Source organism: Caldalkalibacillus thermarum (genome assembly GCF_014644735.1).
Lineage (GTDB): Bacteria > Bacillota > Bacilli > Caldalkalibacillales > Caldalkalibacillaceae > Caldalkalibacillus > Caldalkalibacillus thermarum.
In genome coordinates this window covers 24,570-46,007 of sequence record NZ_BMKZ01000024.1, presented here as the reverse complement: position 1 = coordinate 46,007, position 21,438 = coordinate 24,570, and the positions used below count along the sequence as shown (strand labels likewise).

Below are 21,438 nucleotides of genomic sequence, written 5' to 3'. Positions count from 1 at the left end.
TAGCCCGTTTAGACAACCTGGGCTTAAAAACCCTGTTTGGGCGGGTGGAAGCATGGCCAACAAGCCAGGAGGAGGACAAACCACCGAAAGGTTATGCAGAAAAGGTGACCAAGACCTTCGAACAGGTGGCCAGAGACAACATCCCCTACCTGAAAGGTCAGGCCAATCTGCCCGTGTACCGGGCATTAAAGGGATTGGTTGGTTTTTAAAACGGGATAAGAGATGACCAAGAGAGTACCCTCAAACAATGAATCCGCTTACATGAATGAAGGACATAAAAAATTCTGCCCGGAAATACTTGACTCACACCACCATGTTCACTTGTGACTGACGAACAAAACCATGCGGTTGCGGGCGATGAGCACGATGCCCATCAGCAAGATCCCAACCGCACCTACGAGCAAGCCCTGATCAGGGGCTACAGCCAAACTACCCACCACCAGGGGACCAATGACAACCCCCAGAGAGAAAAAAGCATAAAACAAGCCAAATGCACGTCCCCTCTCTTCTCTACGCGCCTGATCAACCACCAGTGCCGCAATGGCGGGAAACAGCAAGGCAAAGCCAGCCCCAAACACCACCATGGCTATAAACATGGCAGGCTGCATGCTGAACAGGCTTAAGACGAGCAACGCCGTGCCGAGCAACAGCAAACCGTATATCATCGGTTTAATGCGCCCCAGCCGGTCAGACAGGCGGTTGGTAGGCAAGACAAACAATACAATGGCCACCAAGCCATAGACACTCATCAGCACGCCTGTCAAAGCTGACCCAAAGCCCAGAGCATCCACTTTCAACGGTAACATCATCGTCAAGATCCCTACTGCAAACATCAAGGCAAACGCACCCAAATAAGCCTGATTCAACTGAGGATTCTTCAACAGCCTCAGCAGATCATACCGATCCGCTTTCCCGCTCCCTGCACCCTGATAATGGTCCGGCAAAAACAAGAAGACCAACACTGCTGTCAAGATCAACAGTATGGCCACACTGACAAACACCCAGTCCAATCCCAGCCGCTGGGCGATAATGCCCCCGTAAGCCGGGCCGACAATGGCAGCCACACCGATAGCGGCTCCTGACAAGGCCATCGCCTGGCCCCGTCCTTTGCCTTTGGTACGGTCTCCCAAAAAGGCATAAGCAGCGGGGACTAACAGACCGCTCCCTATGCCATGTAAGAAGCGTACCACAGCCAACTGCTGTGCGGTGCTGACAAAGGCATACAAGGCCACGCTAACACCCGCCATGAGCATGCCGGCCACCATGATTTTTTTGCGTCCCCAACGGTCGATCCACCGGCCGGCAACCACATTACTTACCATGTTGCTAAAGGAATACAGGCCCACCACTAGGCCAATCAGAAAAGGACTGCCTCCCAGCTCTTGAGCATAGACCGAAATAATGGGCAACTGGGTAAAATTATCAAAAAAGCTGACGATAATTACAAAGTAAATAAAGTAATGCATGGCTGTCTCTCCTTTAAAAGAGAAAAACCGTTTCGTAACTTCATCGTAACAAGAGGGCCCTGGTTCTAATATGAACTATGTCACAACACATGGTCATTTTTTGGGGACATTTCCCTGTTGCAAGAAACGAAACCGGACCGTCAAAAGGCTTAAACCTAAAAACAAAAGTGCAATACCAAACTTAGCAGTTGATGTTAATATCTCCCCGACGAGAAAAATACCCAACAGCGCAGCTGTTAAGGGTTCGGCCAGAGAAAGGGTGACAGCATGCGCAGCAGGTATCCCTGTCAAGCCCCGCACAAACAGCAGGTAGGCCAATGCAGTGGCGACCAATCCAAGATGCAACACGACAGCCCAACCCCTCATCTCCAGCAACCAGCTTAAGTCATAGAAGAATAAGAGAGGAGACAGCAACACAGCACTTAAACTAAAGACGACAGCTACAACCTCTTCAGGCCGATGTTGGGCCAGCAACCCCTTGCTGACCAAAGTATAGACGGCAAAACTAAAGCCTGCCCCAAGCGCCATCAACAGGCCTCCAATATTGATACTCACTTCCCCTTGATGACCGAGCAAAAGGACACAGCCCGCCACAGCCAGTGCAGTAGCCAGCCACCATCTTTGGCCCGGTTTAACGCCGCGAAAAACATATTCTAACATCCCGGCCAAAATAGGGGCACTGCCGATGGCCACCACAGTTCCAACGGCCACTCCCGTTGAAGCGACAGCCGAAAAAAACAGGGGCTGATAAAGGGCCATGCTTACAGCTGCTATCAAGGTAGCCCCAAGCGGCCATGCTTTTTTACGGCTAAGGGTGCCCCGTACGAGTACAAAACATAATAAGGCCAATCCTCCCACTGCCAGGCGCATGGCACCAATGGCCAGGGGACTTGCCCCTTGGGGGGCAAAGGCTTGGGCGGTGCCCGTCGTGCCCCATAAGACTGCCGCCAAAAGAACCAAACTGCCAGCAACTCTTGAATCCATTTTTCCGTTCCCCCTGTAACCGTGTCTCTTACACGCTTGCCTGCCCTTTACATTCTGATTTATGATCTAGTTCTGTCTGTATGACACAGATCTGCCAACACTGCATTGGTGATTTTAATTAAATCTCTGCTCCTTAGCATCATCAGCACGCCCCGTTTGCCACCGCTGACCGCTACTTTTTCTTCCTTTGTCACACGATGGTCAATATAGAACAGGTAATTTTTCTTCATACCCACTGGAGAGACCCCTCCCCGGACATATCCAGTCACTTTGGGGATCTCTTTAACTGGCAACAGTTCTACTTTTTTGTTGCCGCTGGCCCGGGCCAGCGCTTTCAGGTTTAAGTCGCAATCCGCAGGCAGGGAAGCCAGCACAATTCCGGTCTTGTCCCCATTTAGTACCAGTGTTTTAAATACCTGTGACGGAGGCAGGCCGACTTCTTTCGCTGCTTGCGTTGCCTCTAAATCTGTTTCATCATAGGTGAAAGTCAATATTTGATATTCAACCTGATGCTGCTCCAATAACCTCATGGCGTTGGTTTTCATCATGATTCACCCCCGTGTACTGCAGGTTCACCAAATTGTGGGTGACCAATAGTAAACCCTTCATTTATGATAAAACCAGCTGATTTTAACAATCCATACTCTCTGACGATACTGAAATTTTAGTACAAAAGAGAGCCACCATCAACTCCATCCCTGAAACGATGTCCGCCAAACGATGTCAGTCAACAGGCACCATAAAGGGGACCAGCCTCATGAAGCTGATCCCCCGTATTTACACCGCCTATAATAAATGCTGAATTAATTCAATGAGCACCAATACAAATTATATTACTCCTATATGTTGCCGCAGCACCGGAATCGCGTCAACAATATGTCGGTTAATGGCTAATTCTTCCGGTTCGAATCCAAGGGCCAATCCGATGAGCTGCGGGAGATGCAGAACAGGCATGGTAATATTGTCGCGGCATCCTTTTTGCGCATCGGGCTGGTACATATCGAGCTGCATCTGGCATAGAGGACAGGGGGTCACAATGCAATGGGCACCGGCCTTTTTCGGCGACAAGCAGTTTAACGCTGTCAGTCTCATCACTTCTTTTTCCGCTGGAAAAACAGCGTGGAAGCCGCAGCAGGCCAACCTTTGAGAAAATTCGACACTCTCCGCCCCAAGCGCTTCCACGACCATCTCCATCGAACGGGGATTCATATGGTTTTCAAATCCCAACACTTCTTGCGGCCGAATGATGTGACAGCCGTAAAAATTGGCAACCTTCAAGCCCTTGAGCGGTCTTTTTACTTTTGCCCTTAAATTTTCAAGGCCATAATCTTGAATAAGGGCCCACAACAAGTGGGTCACTTCACTTGTACCTTGATATTCCACATTTGCGCTGCTCAATCTTTGATTCGTTATTTCTTTCAGCTGTAGATTTTCATCGAGCGTTTTCTTTGCCGTCCGCAGCATAAGCGTGCAAGTGTTGCAAACGGTAAGCAGCGGCGCGTTCAGCTGTTCGGCCAAGGCGATGTTGCGCGCATTGATCGCCAGAGCCAATTGCTCGTCAACATCTTGTAAATGCGTTGCCCCGCAGCAAGTCCATCCTTCCAATTCAATCAATTCGATGCCTAAGGCGGAAGCGACCTTTTTGGTGGAAATCATCAATTCCGCTGCCGCCGATTCCAATGTACACCCGGGAAAGAAAGCGTATCTCATGATTTGCTTTCCTCCTCTACCTGTTGGTAAATTTTTCTTACCCCTTTAATCCCTTTCACCGCTTTAGGCAAACGAAGCGGGTTTATCTTTCCTTTGACTATCATGCGATAAGCAAAAGGAATTCGTTTGCGCAAGGTGGTGACCATGCCGTCCGTTTTAATGGGCAGCGTCATTTCGTTTAATCTTCCCCATTTTTTTACGTCATGATAAAATGCGTAGGCATGCCGGGCTCCCTGATTATGGACTTCGCCCATTTTCATGGTCTCTTTTCTTAGATAGGCGATTTCATCCGTTAATGGGATCTCTTTCGGACATTTTGAAACACATTGCATACAATGAATACATTTCCACAGCTCGTTTTCCAATACGGGCCTAATGTGTTCTTCAGGTGCGTTATCCCTTGAATCGACGGCAAAGCGGTAAGCTTTGTTTATGATGAACGGCTCCAAATAACCGCCGTCATTAATGGCAAGCTGGCCGCATTCGGAAGCACATATACCGCAAAGAATGCAATCGGTAGAGGAAGAGATTTTGGCAAATTGCTGCTTGCTTTGCCGAAACCCCTCTTCTATGCTTCCTTCCCTGGAAGGAAGCAGCCATGGCTTTATCTTTTTCATCTTTTCCATTTTTGGCTTCCAATCGACGACCAAGTCTCTGACCACGTCATAATTGCCCAGAGGTTCAAAGTATAATACAGATGTATCAAAGGTTTCGAGCAATTTATCCAAAGACGTTTTGCAGGCCAGGAAGGCATGACCGTTAACTTTGACACCGCAACTGCCGCAAATGGCATGCCTGCATGCGGAAGTAAAGTTTAACGTAGGATCAATTTCATCTTTGATTTTGGTTAATGCCCAGAGAATTGTCTTTCCTTTTTCATATGGAAGCCGATATTCTTGAACCCATGTATTAGTACCGTCATAGCGCCGAATTCGAAAAGTTATGTTTTCCATTAGTACTTTCTCTCCTCCGGTGGATATTTCGTAATTTTGACAGGAAGATACTTCAGTTCATAACGATCGCCTCGTTTATAAATTAGCGTATGCTTCAGAAAGTTCTCATCATCTCTTTGCGGATAGTCAGCCCTTGCATGGGAGCCTCTGCTTTCTTTCCGGTTTATTGCTCCTAGCACAACGGCTTTCGCCAGAGTTAGCAGGTTTCCGATTTCGACATAATGGACAAAAGCCGTATTGTAACGAAGGGCGGGATCGCCAATATACGCATGTTCATAATCGTTCAGCAGTTGATCGATCGTCTCCAGGGCAACCCTCATTTCTTGCTCATGACGGAAAATGCCGACATAATTCCACATCACTTCCGCCATTTTGTTGCGTATATCGACCAGACGAATACCTGAAGTTTTATTGCGCATAGTTGCAAACTTGCTCTCCCATTTTTTTGCCTCTTTAATCACCAAAGTTTCGAGGCCAAACGGGCGCTTCCTCGCACTTTCGCGCGCGCCGATGCCGGCATACTTGCCAAACAGCACGACATCCGCCACGGAATTACCGCCCAGACGGTTTGCCCCGTGAATGGAAACACAGGCGCATTCGCCGGCGGCATGAATCCCTTCCACGGGCGTTGCCAATGTGGTGTAATCGCTGACATGTATACCGCCCATCATATAATGGCAGCTCGGGCGGATCGGAACCGGCTCATCGATGAGATCGACGCCTTCGAAATCCATAGCCAGCTCCCTTACTTGCGGCAGACGTTCCATAATTTTTTCCTTACCCAAATGTCTCAGGTCCATCAGCACGTATGCTTCCAAACCTTGGCCGAAACCACGCCCTGCTTTAATTTCCATCTCGATGGACCGCGACACCAGGTCGCGCGGGGCCAGCTCCATTTTTTCCGGGGCATAGCGTTTCATAAAACGTTCGCCCTCCCTGTTGATCAAATAGCCTCCCTCGCCCCGGCAAGCTTCCGACAGCAAAATGCCTGTAGAAGCCAATCCAGTCGGATGAAACTGCACAAATTCAGGGTCTTTTAACGGAATGCCGGCGTTGAAGCAGGCGGCCGTCCCGTCGCCGGTCATGTTGATGGCGTTGGTCGTACGGTTCCAGTAAATGCGGCCAAACCCGCCCGTCGCGATCACAACCGCTTTGGCCAGAAAAGGGTGAATTTCGCCCGTTTTGATATTCATCGCGACCAGTCCATGAAACGTTTCGTCCGCCACGACAAGCGACAGCAAAAACCATTCGTCCAAAAACTCAACGTTGTTTTTCAGGCATTGTTCGTATAAGGCATGCAAAATCACGTGGCCGGTTTTGTCCGCCGAATAGCACGTTCTAGGACTTGAAGCGCCGCCAAACGGACGCTGGGCGATTCTTCCGTTTGGATCACGGGAGAAAGGAACGCCGTAATAATCCAGTTCCGAGATGATAGCGGGCATGTTGGCGGTAAAAAATTCAACCGCATCCTGATCCGCCAAAAAATCGCTTCCTTTCACCGTGTCTCTAAAATGCTTCTCGGGGGAGTCTGTTGCGTCCCGGTAACCCATCGCCGCGTTGATGCCACCTTGAGCCGCGCCCGTGTGGGAACGCGTGGGGAATATTTTCGACAAGCAGGCCACGCGCAAATTCTTGTCTTTACTCGCATAAAGAGCGGCCATCATACCCGCTCCCCCGGCGCCGACAACGATCACATCGTACTTCAACATCTGCATTCACTCCTGTTCCAACGTCTGTTCTTCGATTCTGTATTGTTTGACGCCTATTTCATACAGGTCGTTTCCTTCGCAGTCGACAGCGACAATGCAAGGATAGTTTTCGACTTCCATCCGGCGAATCGCTTCCGGACCCAGTTCCTCGTAAGCCACGACTTCCACCTTTTTGATCGTGTCCGCAATCAGGGCGGCGGCCCCGCCGATAGCCGCAAAATAAACCGCGCCGTACTTTTTCATTGCGGCAATCACTTCCCTGCTTCTCGGCCCTTTGCCGATCATCCCTTTAAGTCCTTGCTCCATCAAGGCCGGCGAATAAGCGTCCATTCGCCCGCTGGTGGTCGGTCCGCACGAACCGATGACTTTTCCAGGCTTGGCCGGGGTTGGTCCCGCATAATAAATCACCTGATTTTTCAGATCGACAGGCAGCGGTTTGTTTTCTTTAAGAGCATCGACCATCCTTTGATGAGCCGCATCTCGCGCCGAATAGATAACGCCTGTAATCGTAACTTGATCGCCGGCTTTTAAAGATCGGATCTGTTCGTCAGTCAATGGAGTCGTTAACTTCTTTACCGTGCTCATTTCTTTTCCTCCCTTATAACACAGCCTCTTTATGGCGCGCCGCATGGCAGTTCAAGGTGACACAGACAGGCAGCATCGCGATGTGAGTCGGATAGGTTTCGATGTGAACGGCCAAAGCTGTCACTTTTCCTCCAAAGCCCTGAGGCCCAATGCCAAGCTTATTGATTCTTTCAAGCAATACTTTTTCCACTTCCGCGTACTCTTTGTTGGGGTGGGGCTGCCTCACATCCCTGACCAGCGCTTTTTTGGCCAGAAGGGTGCATTTATCCATCGTCCCGCCTATACCGACGCCGACAATCACCGGCGGGCAAGGGTTGCCGCCCGCTTGTGTGACGGTGTTTACAACAAAGTCCATCACCCCGTCCAATCCTTCCGCCGGTTTGCACATTTTCACCGCTCCCATGTTTTCGCTTCCGGCGCCTTTGGGCATCACCTGGATTTTAAGTTTATCGCCAGGCACGATTTCGGTATGAATCACCGCGGGGGTGTTGTCGCCAGTATTATGCCGGTAAAGAACCGGATCTGCGACAACCGATTTTCTTAAATAACCGTCTTTATATCCTTGCCGAACTCCTTCGTTAATCGCTTCGTTTAGAGCACCGCCCACAATACGAACGTCTTGTCCTATCTCCACGAAAATGACCGCTATTCCGGTGTCCTGGCACATTGGCACCAGTTCTTCCCGGGACAGATGCACGTTTTTCAAGATTTTCTCCAAACTGTATCGGCCAAAATGCGATTCTTCCACAGACAACCCCTTCCGCAAAGCTTGCTCCACATCTTTAGGCAAATCGCAGGCAGCCTCGATACATAGTCTTCTTACCGTCTTTATCACTTGTTCTGCCGAGATTTCACGCATCTTTTTTCCCCCTTCCAGTCATATCTGCCATTTGCAACAGCGAGACAGGTTCGCCGCACTTAACACAGATGAAAAACGGAACGCTCAACTCGTATTCGTCATCAGCTACATGGTAAAGTTCAATCCGAAATTCCTTGACCACCTTCGCCGAACAACAGGGAGATTCCACCCCATTCATCAGCACCGCCACTTACATCACCTCCTTAAGGAAAAAACGCTCTTACCAAAGTCCTAACAATTTCCACCACAGCCCGCCGATTCCCAACCAGACAAGGATATGAATGATCGAGATAAGGAAGCCGATGGACCACCATTTATTTTGACTGACATAGCCGGTGCCAAAAAACACCGGAGCGGGCCCGCAGCCGTAATGCGTAGTGCATGCGAACAAACTGCTGAAGAAACCGAGAACCAGAGCGGACAATAAGGGCGGCGCTCCTGCCGCAACTAATACAGCTAAAAATGCCCCGTACATCGCACTGACATGAGCTGTATTGCTGGCAAAGAAATAGTGTGAATAGAAGTACACTAGAGCTAAGACAATAAGTGCGACTACCCAAGACATGCCGGACACACTGCCTTCCATTATTCCACTAAACCATGGAATGAAGCCGAGCTGATTTAAAAAGGTGGCCATCATGACGAGGGCCGCAAACCAGACCAGCGTATCCCATGCCCCTTGTTCATTTTTGATGTCTGACCAGGACAAAACCTGAAGCAAAAGCAACGCGCACAATCCGATAAAAGCGGTCGTGGTCGCGTCGATCCCCACTTTTGTTCCGAAAATCCAAAGGCAGAGGATAAGGAAAAACACGCCGACCATATACCATTCCGATCTTTTCAACGGCCCCATTTCCGCCAACTTCTGTTTGGCCAGTTCTGCCGCGCCAGGCGTTTCTTTAATTTCGGGCGGATAAATTTTGTAAATCACAAGCGGGATAAGGATCAAACTTACAATGCCGGGAACAAATGCTGCGACCATCCACCCGGTCCAGGAAATGGTTTCTCCCGTAATTTCAGCCGCAATGCTCACCACTAATGGGTTGGCTGCCATGGCAGTCAGAAACATCGCCGATGTAATCATATCGCCCTGAAAGGCCACTTTGGTCAGGAAAGAACCGATTTTTCTTTCCGTTCCGTCTTCGACCCGGGAACCGTACGCTTCGGACAACGAGCGGATAATCGGCAACACAATCCCTCCCGCCCGGGCAGTATTGGACGGCATCGCCGGCGCCAAAAGCAGATCGCTGAACAGCAAGGCATACGAAAGCCCAAGCGTCTTTTTGCCAAATTTCATAACGAAAAAGTAAGCCACTCTCGAACCGAGTCCCGTTTTAATAAACCCTCGGGAAACAAAGAAGGCGATGACGATCAGCCATATGACGGAATTACTGAAACCGCTCAGTGCGTCGTCTATCGTCAGCGTTTTGGTCAATACGGTCGCCGTCAGACCGAAAATAGCCACAACTCCCATCGGCATGGGCTTAATGATAAGCCCGACAATCGTAGCTACAAATATGGCGAAAAGCTGCCATGCTTCCTTTTCCAATCCAGCCGGGGGAGCAATATTCCAAATACCAATCCCAATCGCTAACGTGATCAATAAAGGAATAAGCTTCACATCGCTTTTTGTCGTCATTTTCTGTCACTCCCTTTGTCCATTCATTTGTCCATTCAAGTTGCACGATCAACAAAGCTGAATTGTGAATTATTTCACATATAACTTTTAAAAAATCGTTCCCCTCTTATAGCCATGATCCTTCACTCTGTAAACACCTATCAAGCTGGCCTGTTAGTGATTAGACTGTTGTCCTTTTCCCAGTCAGGATCAAATAGGCCCGCTGAATGCCCTTATCTGTTGGCGGGCGTACGTCTGCCAAAGGATAATGAAGTCCCAACGCACGCCACTTATGAACACCGAGCTGATGATAAGGGAGAATCTCTATTTTTTGCACATTGGGCAATGTCTTGATAAATTGACCAAGACGGACTAAATCAAGTTCATCATCGGTATAACCTGGCACAAGCACATGCCGGATCCAAACAGGCGTTTCCTTTTCCGCAAGGTAACGGGCAAAATCTAAGATGTGAGCATTGGACCGTCCGGTGAGGCATCGGTGCTTGGCCTCATCAATATGCTTCAGGTCAAGGAGGACCAGATCGGTGACCTCCAGCAAACGATCTATGATCTGGCGCTGTACCCCATGGCCGGTGAAACAACCCCCTGAGGTGTCCAAAGCAGTATGAATGTCCCGCTCCTTACATCCCTTGAACAGTTCTGCCACAAATTCGGCTTGCAACAGCGGTTCACCTCCAGAGACAGTGACACCACCACCGGAAAAAGTCATGTAAGGGACGTACCCTTCCATATCTTGCAGCAATTCCTCTCTCGTGACTGTCTTTCCTCCCTTCAAGTCCCAAGTATCTGGATTGTGGCAGTATTGGCAGCGCAGCAAGCACCCTTGCATAAACACCACATAGCGGATGCCAGGACCATCAACGGTCCCGCAAGTTTCAACGGAATGGATACGTCCTCTTACCATGGCATGCTCAACTCCTCAATTTAATGGTTACATCTGTTCATGGAAGGTCCGCTTCAACACATCTAACTGTTGTTCCCTGGTCAATTTAATAAAGTTAACGGCATATCCAGAGACGCGGATGGTCAGTTGAGGATATTTTTCTGGATGTTCCATCGCATCCCGCAATGTTTCCCGATTGAGCACATTCACATTAATGTGGTGTGCCTGTTGGCTCATATAACCGTCCAAAAGCCCTTTCAGATTGTGGACGCGGTCTTCCTCTTCTCTGCCCAGGGCTTTGGGTATGATGGAGAACGTGTTGGAAATCCCGTCCAACGCATCCTGATAGGGCAGTTTGGCCACCGAGTTGAGGGAAGCCAATGCCCCTTTAGTGTCCCGTCCATGCATGGGATTGGCCCCGGGGGCAAAAGGTTCTCCTGCCCGGCGTCCATCAGGGGTGTTACCCGTTTTCTTGCCGTAGACCACATTGGAAGTAATGGTCAACACAGACAGGGTGGGAATGGCACCCCTGTACGCTTTGTGTTTGCGCAGCTTGTTTATAAAGGTGTGGACGATCTCTTTGGCAATAAAGTCCACCCGGTCATCATCGTTGCCGTATTTGGGATAGTCTCCTTCGATCTCGAAATCTACAGCAAGCCCGTTTTCATCCCGGATGGGCTTCACTGTGGCATATTTGATTGCGCTCAAAGAGTCTGCGACGACGGACAATCCGGCAATGCCGCAAGCCATGGTACGGACAATTTCCCTGTCATGCAGGGCCATTTCAATCCGTTCATAGCAATATTTGTCGTGCATATAGTGAATCACGTTCAACGTGTTCATATACAGTTTGGCCAGCCAATCCAAGATCTGGTCAAAACGCTCCCTGACCACTTCGTAATCAAGGATCTCATCCCTGATTGGTTCAAACCGGGGTGCCACCTGAATCTTTAACTTTTCATCCTTTCCGCCATTGATGGCATACAGCAACGCTTTCGCTAAATTGGCCCTGGCGCCGAAAAATTGCATCTGCTTGCCGATACGCATGGCCGACACGCAGCAGGCAATGCCATAGTCATCCCCAAACTCGGGACGCATCAGGTCGTCGTTTTCATACTGGATGGCACTTGTTTTAATGGACATTTTGGCACAATAGTTCTTAAAAGGTTCGGGCAAGCGTGTCGACCATAGCACAGTCAGGTTGGGTTCAGGAGCCGGTCCCAGATTGTCCAAGGTATGCAAGAACCGGAACGACGTTTTGGTGACCAGCGGCCGCCCATCAACAGCCATACCGCCGATGGACTCGGTTACCCAAGTTGGGTCCCCGCTGAACAGTTCGTTGTACTCAGGCGTGCGTAAAAATTTAACCAAGCGCAGTTTCATCACAAAGTGATCGATCAGCTCCTGGGCTTCTTGCTCAGTTAAGGTGCCTTCCCGCAAATCCCGCTCAATGTAAATATCCAGGAAGGTGGAGACACGCCCCAAGCTCATGGCTGCCCCGTTTTGCTCCTTAATGGCAGCCAGATAGGCAAAGTACAACCACTGGACCGCCTCTTGTGCATTTCCAGCCGGCTGGGAAATGTCATAGCCGTAGCTGGCTGCCATCTCTTTCAGCTCCTGGAGCGCTTTAATTTGCTCAGCCAGCTCTTCCCGCTCCCGGATTGTTTCGTCCAACATGACTTCTGCTTCCAGGAGGGCCAGTTCCTGCTGCTTTTGTTTAATGAGAAAATCGACGCCGTACAGGGGAACGCGGCGGTAATCACCAATAATCCGCCCCCGCCCGTACGCGTCAGGCAGACCCGTAATAATGCCTGCCTTGCGGGCCAACCTCATCTCCGGGGTATAGACATCAAACACCCCTTGGTTATGAGTTTTGCGGTACAGGGTAAAGATTTTTTCCACCCCAGGGTCCAGCTCATAACCATAAGCCCGACACGCTTCTTTGACCATGCGGATGCCCCCGAACGGCATAATGGCCCGTTTAAGGGGAGCGTCCGTTTGTAAGCCCACCACTTGCTCCAGCTCTTGATCGATATAGCCTGGCTGATGGGAGGTGATGGTGGAGACAGTTTTCGTGTCCACATCCAGCACCCCGCCCTTTTCTCTCTCTTTTTTTAATAACACTTGTACTTTTTCCCACAGTTGCTTTGTTCTTTCCGTGGGACCGGCCAGGAATGATTCATTCCCTGTGTAAGGAGACCAGTTCAGCTGGATAAAATCCCGGACATTCACTTCCTCCATCCATTTTCCAGGTTTAAAACCTCTCCACTTGTCCATACCACATGCTCCTTTCAAGTTTTTATGAGTATGCTTTGTTCAGTCTTTGTAACCTTCGTAAGCTTGACGGTAAATTTCCGCTAACTCACTGACCAGCGGCAATTTGGGGTTGGTGGTTGTGCACTGGTCTTCGAAGGCTTTTTCGGCCAGCTGATCCACCTGGGCTTCAAACACCTCACGCCCGACACCGCACTCGGCAATGCTGAGGGGCATTTCCAGTTCTTTAGCCAGATCAATCACCGCTTTGATCAGGCTTTGTACCCCTTCTTCCACTGTCCGGCAAGGCAAACCCAGAACCCGGGCTATCTCGGCATATCGCTGGTCGGCCACAAAGTGTTCATACTTAGGGAAAGAGGAAAATTTGGTCGGCTTCAGGGCATTATACCGGATCACATGGGGCATCAGGACCGTATTGGCCCTGCCGTGGGGAATGTCAAAGGCTGCCCCCAGCTTGTGGGCCAGGCTGTGATTGATGCCCAAGAAGGCATTGGCAAAGGCCATGCCGGCGATGGCCGAAGCGTTATGCATTTTTTCTCTGGCCACTTCATCCCGTCCATTATGATAGGCCCGGGGCAAGTACTCAAACACCAGCTGGATCGCCTTGATGGCCAATCCGTCCGTATAGTCGTTGGCCATGTTGGAAACATAGGCTTCAATGGCATGGGTCAGCACATCCATCCCCGTATCTGCCGTTACATTTTTAGGCACACTGAGCACATACTCCGGGTCAATGATGGCCACATCAGGGGTTAATTCATAATCAGCCAGAGGATATTTCACATTCTCTGCTTTATCCGTGATGACGGAGAAGGGCGTGACCTCAGACCCGGTTCCTGACGTGGTTGGAATGGCCACAAATTTGCCCTTTTTGCCCAACAAGGGATATTTATACACCCGCTTGCGGATATCCAAAAACTTCTGCTTTATGCCGTTTACATCCACTTGCGGATATTCGTATAACAGCCACATTGCTTTAGCTGCATCAATAGGGGATCCTCCGCCCAGGGCAATAATCACATCAGGTTCATATTTTTTCATCAGCTCTGCCCCTTTGAGCACGGTGTCAAAGGAGGGATCTGGCTCCACTTCCGAGAATGTTTCCACCTGGACATAATCGGGACGTTTGCGCAGCCAGTACAGCACCCGGTCTACGTAACCCAGCTTTTCCATGTGAGGGTCTGTCACAATAAAGACCCGGCTGATGTCCCTCATTTTTTCCAGGTATTTAGTTGCGCCTTTTTCAAAATAAATTTTAGGCGGCACTTTAAACCACTGCATGTTGTACGTGCGTGTGGCCATACGTTTCACATTGATGAGATGGATGGCAGACACATTGGCTGTGGTCGAGTTATGGCCAAATGTGCCGCAGCCTAAAGTCAACGAGGGGATGCAGGCATTATAAATATCGCCATCGCCGATGGCCCCCTGTGAAGACGGAGCATTGACAATGATCCGTCCTGTTTTCATGCGCTTGCCGTAGGCTTCAATCACCTTGGGATTGCTGGAGTGAATCACAGCGGAGTGGCCCATGCCTCCAAAGGCGATGATGTTCTCAGCCAGCCTGAGGCCCTCTTCTGTTGTTTTCGCTTGGTAAAAGGCCAAAACCGGACTTAATTTTTCCCTGGAAAGGGGATGCTGGGGGCCGACCCCTTTCAGCTCAGCCACAAGAATTTTTGTCTGATCAGGCACCTTAATACCGGCCAGTTCAGCAATTTTGACCGCTGGTTGACCGACGATATCGGGGTTCACTGCGCAGGTAGAAGGGTTAATCACCAGTTTCTCCACTTTTTTCAACTCAGCAGGTGATAAAAAGTAGCAGCCATTGTCAGCCATAAACGCCTTGACTTCTGGGCAAATGTCTTTATCGACAATAACAGCCTGCTCTGAAGCGCAAATCATGCCGTTGTCAAAAGTTTTGGAGAGCATCAAATCGGTCACAGCCCGTTTGATGTGAGCTGTCTTTTCAATGTAGCACGGCACATTCCCCGGTCCCACACCCAAGGCCGGCTTGCCTGAGCTGTAAGCTGATTTGACCATGGATGCACCTCCGGTGGCCAGAATTAAGGCCACTCTAGGATGCTTCATCAGCGCCTGGGTGGTTTCCACAGAAGGGTTCTCTACCCATTGGATACAATGCTCAGGTGCCCCTGCTTTGACCGCTGCATCACGGACAATACGCGCCGCCTCACGGCTGCATTTTTGAGCAGAAGGATGGAAAGCGAAGATGATAGGATTGCGTGTTTTAACGGCGATTAAGGATTTAAACAAGGTTGTTGAGGTGGGATTGGTGACGGGTGTCACCCCCAGCACAATACCCACGGGTTCGGCAATTTCCACTATTCCGTTGTATTGATCTTCCTTAATGATGCCTACTGTTTTGTCGTATTTGATATTGTGGTAGATATATTCAGTAGCAAAAATGTTTTTGATCGCTTTGTCTTCATAGACACCTCTTCCGGTCTCTTCCACGGCCAGTTTGGCTAAGGCCATATGCTGATCCAACCCAGCGAGGGCCATCTCCTTGACAATGTGGTCCACTTGCTCTTGATTGAGGTGCATATACTCTCGCTGGGCATGCTCAGCATTGGTGATTAACGTGTCAATCACTGCAGCTAAATCAGATGGTTTGGCTTCTTTGTGTTTGACCGCCATGATTTCTCTCCTCCTATCATTATTAAAGGTTTAACAAGTTTAAGCTTGTGAATCGTTTCACATATATAGCTAAAAAAAGAACAGGTGTTGCACAGAACAATTATTTTTTTATCTCTCTTTATGTTTATTTCTCTACTTGTGTACTTCCCTAGACACCAGTTTGTTTAAGCTCCTTACCCCGGTTGAGCAGCGCTTGCACTCCTTGTCTGATGTAAGGAATGACCCAGCGGTCCAAACCGATTTTACCGGCATTGGCCCCAGCAACCAGGATAAATATGGCTACTAGCACCATGTTAGGGTTGGTGCTGATGGTTCCGGAGAACAGGAAAGCAAAGTTCATCACAACACCCATCAGAGTTGCAAATGTTGTAAAAGTCCCTAAAATAAGACCCAGACCGACAAGTAACTCTCCCCAAGCAACTAAAAAATTGAACAACTGAACATTCGGAAGTGCGAATCCACTTAAAAAGTTGGCCCACCACTCTTGTACAACTGGATTGTCTCCGCTGGCTTTGGCAATGGCTCCTTGTAAATACCCTGAAGCGTCAAATTCCCCTGTCACTTTGCCCCAACCTGCCTTCAACCATTTCCACCCCAGCCACAGACGGGCAATTAATAATAACCAAGCAGCAACAGCACTCTCTCTGAGAAACTTGACAAACATCAACCATTCCTCCTTTCAAAATGTAGTGGTGTTGTTTACACTTTAAGTGTACAGTTCTTAGCAGCTAAAGACATGTGAAATACATCACATTTTTGTTTGGTTTCATAATTTGGCCACAGTCTTGTTAGAAATTTTTACCTTGACATCGGCTTTCAACGCTTTATACTTGCAAGAGAATAAGAATGGTATCAGCCAAGGTATAAGCCTGGCAAGAATAAGGAGGGTTATCGATTATGCTGTTGAGGAAAATCAGGGCGCAATCTCCGCTTATTCACCATATTACCAATCAAGTGGTGATGAACTTTGTGGCTAACGGGACACTGGCTGCCGGCGGCAGTCCTGTCATGTCCCACCATGCTGAGGACGTAGAAGAAATGGTCAGCCACGCCCAAGCTTTGGTGATCAATATTGGCACCCTTGACCCTGGCCTGGTCGAAGCCGCGGCACTCGCCGGAAAAAAAGCCAACCAGCTGAACATTCCCGTTGTGCTGGACCCGGTTGGGGTGGGCGCAACCGCTTTTCGCCGCCGTGCAGTGACACGTTTGATGGATGAGGTCTCCTTTGCCGTGATTTGCGGCAATAGAGCAGAGCTCTCCTTTCTGGCCAAAGGCAGCTGGGAAGGAAAGGGAGTGGATGCCGGCTCGTCTGCTGCTCCCGTCGACTGGCCTTTTGAGGCGGTGATGGCTTTGACGGGAGAGACGGACTATGTCAATCACGTGGCCATAACGGGTGGACATCCCCTGCTGGCCAGAGTGACAGGCACCGGCTGTCTAGCCACTTCCCTGATTGGATTATTTCTGGCTGTGGAACAAGACGCTCAGAAGGCAGCGGTTCATGCCTTAAGCATGCTCAAACTGGCCGGGGAGATGGCTGGCGCTAAGGCATCCGGACCGGGCAGTTTTGTTCCGGCCCTTTTGGATGCTTTGTATCACATTACACCTGAACAGCTGGAAAAAAGGGTGGCATCCCTCTTGTAATTTGGGCGGCTGATCTGGCTGCCCTTCATCATCCTCAAAAAGCGGTCCTGACATTAAGCAACCCACTCCGCCAGCTTCCAAGGTAGGTTGCTTCTTTTTTGTACTTGTGCTGTGCTGTCGTGGTTGTTTGAGATTAACAATGAAAGAAACTTTGAGGACTGGCGAACTACCACAAGAGTTGATAAACAAGGGCGTTAGTCTCTATAATGTGAAGGTAAGCTGTCTTGGAGGATGAACGATGAGACCGGAACCAACCCAACGGATAGATAAGAAAGCCTTGACCGTATGGCGCATCAGCGGCAGCCTGATGGCCGCCCTGTATTGGATAGCAGTCCTGATCTATTATGTGCTTTATTCCTATCTCAGTCTCCCACCACAGTTTTCCTGGCTCTTAGCACCTTGGTTATTGTGGATATTGCTATTAACAGCCGCTGTGATGAGTATTGTTCATATTGGAATAGTTCCCGCGGTGCGCTGGAAACGTTGGAGATATGAAGTCAACGAATATGAAATCGATCTGAAACATGGCGTGCTGGTAGTCAAGCGGACGCTGATCCCCATGATCAGAGTGCAACATGTGGACACCAGACAAGGTCCCCTTTTGCGCTATTTCGGCCTGTCCAGTGTCACCATCAACACCGCTGGAGGCTTGCATGAAATCCCAGCTTTGCAAGACACGGTGGCCGATGCATTGCGGGACCGGATTTCGGTTTTGGCCCGGGAGGCGAAAGAAGATGTATGACCCCCGCCGCCTCCATCCTGTGGCCATCCTTTTGCAAACCTTGCGTCTGATAAAAGAATTAGTTTTCACGGTGGTCTTTTTGTTCATCAGTTTCTTGAGTACTGGGGTCAGCCAAAAGCTCTTTCTGCTGGTGACCATTTTGAGCGGAGTTGCCATCGTGTTGTTCATTACCGGATCCGTTCTTTATTGGTGGCGGTTTGTCTATTATGTAAACAATGGTGAGTTGCGCATTGAATATGGAATAGTGGTGCGTAAACGGCGCTATATTCCAACAGAACGCATCCAAACGATTAATTTGACAACGGGCATCCTTCACCGCCTCTTTGGCGTGACCAAAGTGGAAATTGACACGGCCACCAGCAGTGAACAGGCAGAAGTGTCCTTAGCTGCTGTTAAATTGACGGAGGCTAAACAGCTGCAAGAGCTGTTATCCCCTGACAAAACTGAGACGAAAGCGGGACATAGGGATATCAACGAATTAGCCCTTTCCAGACCAACAGCTGGCGTCTGCTTTCAATTGTCGGTCAGGGATTTACTGGTGGCTGCGTCTACCTCGGGGAGTTTCGGGATACTATGTTCTATTTTGGTGGCTGTTCTCTCTCAAGTGGATCAACTCTTTCCTTCACTTAACTTGTTTGAACTGTTGACCAACTTTGTACAATCCAACCTCACACTCATCTTGTATCTGGTTCCGCTGATCGCGTTGATGTCCTGGCTGGCAGCCATAGTGGCGACCGCAGTAAAGTATGCCAACTTTACACTGGTCCGCAGAGATTCAGATGTGTATGTTTCTTATGGATTGTTAGAAAAACGGGAATTTACAATCCCTCTCAGAAGGATTCAGGCCATCAGGATAGCGGAAAATCCCTTGCGCCAGATGTTTGGCCTGACAACAGTGTATATTGAATGTGCCGGATACGGCCAAGAGTATGGGGGATCACGGATACTACATCCCTTAATCCCCCGCCGTGATCTCGAGTCTTTTTTACAGGCGGTTGCACCCCAAGACTGGGGGCTGGACACCCATTGGCCTGGCCAGCTTGGCATCCATTCTGTGCCGAACCGGGCATTATTCTGCTATGAATTGCGCTTGTGTCTGCCTGTTATTTTGGTGGTGATCCCGGCTGTCATTTGGCTGCCATACGGGTTGGTTGCTTTTCTCATCTTGGGGTTAGCTTCTCTTCTCGCTTACTGGCAATATAAAGATGCTGGATGGAGAACATCGGGACCACTGCTAGTGCTACGATACCGTCTCTTATCTAAGGCCACGATATTGATCCCTAAACGATGTGTTCAGTCAGCCCATGTGAACCGCTCTTTTTTCCAGCGGCGGAGAAAGCTCGCTTCGATCGGTGTGCGTGTTCTATCCGGTTTTGGAGGAACATTTTTCTTGGTCAGAGATGTGGATGCACGAGATGGAGAAGCACTGCTGGACTGGTGCCAGCCAAAAAGAGTGCCATCTGGGAATCACTAAACGTCATTGCGTTTTCTGTACAACTCATTCCTTGCAAAAAAACAATAAACAGCCCTCTGAACTACAGAAGGCTGTTTATTTGTAATCACCAGCATCCGGTATCAGTTTGGGCTCATCTTGAAAAATATGTTCTAAAACATAACGCACCTCATCTAAATCATCCAAGTACTTCCAGAACAACTCGCCGTAAATGAGCAAATCAGCATGCAGATGGAGCCCTCCATATTCATCCCCTTTGACGGCAAAGCTGGTACCCGAGTTACCCACATAGCCCAGCACATCGCCCCGCTTAACTTCCTTGCCTACTTCAATCCCCTCCTCAACGGCGGACAAATGGGCATAGCGGATCATCACCCCGTGATCATATTGCACCCAGACGGAGCGTCCTCTTAGTTTGTCCAATAGATAGTTGGGGGTGTCGCTCAGTTGGGCTGACCAGGACAAATAGCCTTCCCGTTCCTCCAGATCCATTTCCACATAATCATGGTCGGCCCGTACCACTACGCCATCGGCCACTGACAAGACAGGCGTATCCAAACCAATCTCAATCCCCGTGGCTCCCCCGTACCAGTCAATCCCTTCATGGTAACCATTGCGGTATGAACGGGGGGCGCCGGGAAGATGAGAGTCCCGCGTGCTGATTTTGGCCCCGGGGATAGGATTAGACAAAAAGGACAGGTAGTCGATCAAATCATCGGCCGATAGTTCCTGAAGGTTAAAGGTGGTCTGACCATGCTGACTGAAAACAGCAACGGCCTCATGATCGAGCGATAACCGCACCTTTTGTTCTGTTTCTACAAGCTCATATTCTGCCTCCAGGGCATTTTCGAGAAAAGCCAGCGGAAGGAGCACATCATTTTCTGTAAACAGGGGCTCCAATTCATAAGGCAAATACACCCCATTTCTCTCCACAACAGACACTTCTTTGATCAGGAAAAAGGGGACACCGAGAATGTCCAGCTCCGCTGTTCCGTTAATCTCATCCACTTCAACCGAACCCTCGGTGACCTTAGCCAGCTGGCGGGCCGATATCCACCACTGCCCTTCACGGTGTTCAGCGTCCAGCGTCAACCATTCGCCTCTTTGATGTTCTACCTGTTTTTCCTGCTGTTTACGTTCATTCTGCTTAACTGTCTGCTTGTCTGAGTCAGGAGAAAGCGCACACCCGGCCAGAATAAGAATCATGACTGTAAATATGGCGATCCATCTACGTCTCTGTAACGTAATCAAGGGCACTCCATCCTTTTGTTAAAACTAATGCTTTTATCGGACTAGTTCCTATTATAAAGGATGAAGCCCCAAAAACAAAACAACTTCTGTTCCAATTAGCTTATTTTTTGGGCAAAGCTGGCTCCCGGTGAATCAACAAACAACCACCCCAAACTGGAGTGGTTGTCATTAATGATTACCGCAACTGCCACATCCGCCGCTGCATCCCCCACCACCGCAACCAATCTGGTCAAAGAATGGATTGCCAGTGGGCACTTTAATGCTATCTGAAACGGCATAGGCAATTTTTTCGCTGATTTCTATCAAAATGGCCTCAAGCGTTCGTTCCGCCTTTTTAAAGTTGGCCACACTTTCATTTAAGTCCAGTTCACGCTTTAATTGGCGCATTTCTTGTTTAATGCGGTCATAATCGGGATGATAGCGTCCAAAACGCTCTACCTCTTCAAATTGTTCCTTCTTTTGAACAAAACGCTTGATTAACTTTTGGGCCTCTTTATCCTGCTTTAAGCGCTGTTTGCATAAACGGTACTGCTTCACTTCTTCGGAGCGGAGAATGAGTTGCGCCAGGCGGTCGGTCTCCTCCAGGATCTCCGCCAAGTCAAGTGAGGCTATCATGAGGACCAACACCTCCGTT

At 49.4% G+C, this 21,438-nt stretch carries 19 protein-coding genes and 1 pseudogene; 4 read left to right on the top strand and 16 right to left on the bottom strand.

Features of this window, described 5'->3' with window-relative positions; translation table 11 throughout:
* Positions 1–209, top strand: a pseudogene (locus IEW48_RS10540) (ISLre2 family transposase); the annotation flags it as partial.
* A gap of 108 nt (positions 210–317) precedes the next feature.
* Here the strand turns inward: IEW48_RS10540 and IEW48_RS10535 are convergent.
* The 14 genes from IEW48_RS10535 to IEW48_RS10470 all read right to left on the bottom strand — a co-directional run bounded on the left by IEW48_RS10535 (position 318) and on the right by IEW48_RS10470 (position 16,381).
* Positions 318–1,466 (bottom strand): MFS transporter, encoded by a 1,149-nt coding sequence (locus IEW48_RS10535; RefSeq protein ID WP_188623722.1) that lies wholly within the window; start codon positions 1,464–1,466, stop codon positions 318–320.
* 93 nt (positions 1,467–1,559) lie between these two features.
* On the bottom strand, positions 1,560–2,450 hold the full coding sequence (locus IEW48_RS10530; protein WP_188623721.1) for an EamA family transporter: 891 nt from the start codon (positions 2,448–2,450) through the stop codon (positions 1,560–1,562).
* 59 nt (positions 2,451–2,509) lie between these two features.
* Complete coding sequence (ybaK, locus tag IEW48_RS10525) at positions 2,510–2,998, bottom strand: Cys-tRNA(Pro) deacylase (RefSeq protein ID WP_188623720.1); 489 nt, start codon at positions 2,996–2,998, stop codon at positions 2,510–2,512.
* Between the two features lie 280 nt (positions 2,999–3,278).
* Positions 3,279–4,160, bottom strand: a complete 882-nt coding sequence (locus tag IEW48_RS10520; RefSeq protein WP_188623719.1) for a CoB--CoM heterodisulfide reductase iron-sulfur subunit B family protein — start codon at positions 4,158–4,160, stop codon at positions 3,279–3,281.
* A complete protein-coding gene (locus IEW48_RS10515; protein ID WP_188623718.1) occupies positions 4,157–5,113 on the bottom strand; it encodes a succinate dehydrogenase/fumarate reductase iron-sulfur subunit in 957 nt (318 codons plus the stop codon). Before IEW48_RS10515 ends, IEW48_RS10520 begins: the two co-directional genes overlap by 4 nt.
* Complete coding sequence (locus IEW48_RS10510) at positions 5,113–6,822, bottom strand: FAD-binding protein (protein WP_188623717.1); 1,710 nt, start codon at positions 6,820–6,822, stop codon at positions 5,113–5,115. The genes IEW48_RS10515 and IEW48_RS10510 overlap by 1 nt, the downstream gene beginning before the upstream one ends.
* A gap of 6 nt (positions 6,823–6,828) precedes the next feature.
* The gene (locus IEW48_RS10505) at positions 6,829–7,407 is read right to left on the bottom strand and encodes a Fe-S-containing hydro-lyase (protein ID WP_188623716.1); all 579 of its coding nucleotides are present in this window, start codon (positions 7,405–7,407) and stop codon (positions 6,829–6,831) included.
* A 13-nt stretch (positions 7,408–7,420) separates the two neighbouring features.
* Positions 7,421–8,266 carry a fumarate hydratase gene (locus IEW48_RS10500; protein ID WP_188623715.1) on the bottom strand — a complete coding sequence of 282 codons (846 nt, stop codon included), beginning with the start codon at positions 8,264–8,266 and terminating at the stop codon, positions 7,421–7,423.
* Positions 8,259–8,456 carry a hypothetical protein gene (locus IEW48_RS10495; RefSeq protein ID WP_188623714.1) on the bottom strand — a complete coding sequence of 66 codons (198 nt, stop codon included), beginning with the start codon at positions 8,454–8,456 and terminating at the stop codon, positions 8,259–8,261. The genes IEW48_RS10500 and IEW48_RS10495 overlap by 8 nt, the downstream gene beginning before the upstream one ends.
* A gap of 30 nt (positions 8,457–8,486) precedes the next feature.
* Positions 8,487–9,905 (bottom strand): anion permease, encoded by a 1,419-nt coding sequence (locus IEW48_RS10490; protein ID WP_188623713.1) that lies wholly within the window; start codon positions 9,903–9,905, stop codon positions 8,487–8,489.
* Positions 9,906–10,065: 160 nt separating this feature from the next.
* Positions 10,066–10,809, bottom strand: a complete 744-nt coding sequence (gene pflA, locus IEW48_RS10485) for a pyruvate formate-lyase-activating protein (protein WP_188623712.1) — start codon at positions 10,807–10,809, stop codon at positions 10,066–10,068.
* A gap of 27 nt (positions 10,810–10,836) precedes the next feature.
* The gene (gene pflB, locus IEW48_RS10480) at positions 10,837–13,065 is read right to left on the bottom strand and encodes a formate C-acetyltransferase (RefSeq protein ID WP_188623711.1); all 2,229 of its coding nucleotides are present in this window, start codon (positions 13,063–13,065) and stop codon (positions 10,837–10,839) included.
* A 39-nt stretch (positions 13,066–13,104) separates the two neighbouring features.
* The gene (adhE, locus tag IEW48_RS10475; RefSeq protein WP_188623710.1) at positions 13,105–15,717 is read right to left on the bottom strand and encodes a bifunctional acetaldehyde-CoA/alcohol dehydrogenase; all 2,613 of its coding nucleotides are present in this window, start codon (positions 15,715–15,717) and stop codon (positions 13,105–13,107) included.
* Between the two features lie 148 nt (positions 15,718–15,865).
* Positions 15,866–16,381: a DoxX family membrane protein gene (locus IEW48_RS10470; protein ID WP_188623709.1), complete on the bottom strand. Its 516-nt coding sequence runs from the start codon at positions 16,379–16,381 to the stop codon at positions 15,866–15,868.
* Between the two features lie 233 nt (positions 16,382–16,614).
* On the opposite strand from IEW48_RS10470, the gene thiM reads away from it, so the two are divergent.
* The 3 genes from thiM (at position 16,615) to IEW48_RS10455 (ending at position 19,574) form a co-directional block, all read left to right on the top strand.
* Positions 16,615–17,358: a hydroxyethylthiazole kinase gene (thiM, locus tag IEW48_RS10465; protein ID WP_188623708.1), complete on the top strand. Its 744-nt coding sequence runs from the start codon at positions 16,615–16,617 to the stop codon at positions 17,356–17,358.
* Between the two features lie 238 nt (positions 17,359–17,596).
* Positions 17,597–18,100 carry a PH domain-containing protein gene (locus IEW48_RS10460; protein ID WP_188623707.1) on the top strand — a complete coding sequence of 168 codons (504 nt, stop codon included), beginning with the start codon at positions 17,597–17,599 and terminating at the stop codon, positions 18,098–18,100.
* Positions 18,093–19,574: a PH domain-containing protein gene (locus IEW48_RS10455; RefSeq protein WP_188623706.1), complete on the top strand. Its 1,482-nt coding sequence runs from the start codon at positions 18,093–18,095 to the stop codon at positions 19,572–19,574. Before IEW48_RS10460 ends, IEW48_RS10455 begins: the two co-directional genes overlap by 8 nt.
* Positions 19,575–19,649: 75 nt before the next feature.
* Here IEW48_RS10455 and IEW48_RS10450 read toward each other — a convergent pair whose 3' ends face one another.
* Together IEW48_RS10450 and IEW48_RS10445 are read right to left on the bottom strand one after the other, a co-directional pair.
* Positions 19,650–20,804 carry a M23 family metallopeptidase gene (locus IEW48_RS10450; protein WP_188623705.1) on the bottom strand — a complete coding sequence of 385 codons (1,155 nt, stop codon included), beginning with the start codon at positions 20,802–20,804 and terminating at the stop codon, positions 19,650–19,652.
* A gap of 168 nt (positions 20,805–20,972) precedes the next feature.
* The gene (locus IEW48_RS10445) at positions 20,973–21,419 is read right to left on the bottom strand and encodes a YlbF/YmcA family competence regulator (RefSeq protein ID WP_007506175.1); all 447 of its coding nucleotides are present in this window, start codon (positions 21,417–21,419) and stop codon (positions 20,973–20,975) included.
* Positions 21,420–21,438: the final 19 nt, after the last annotated feature.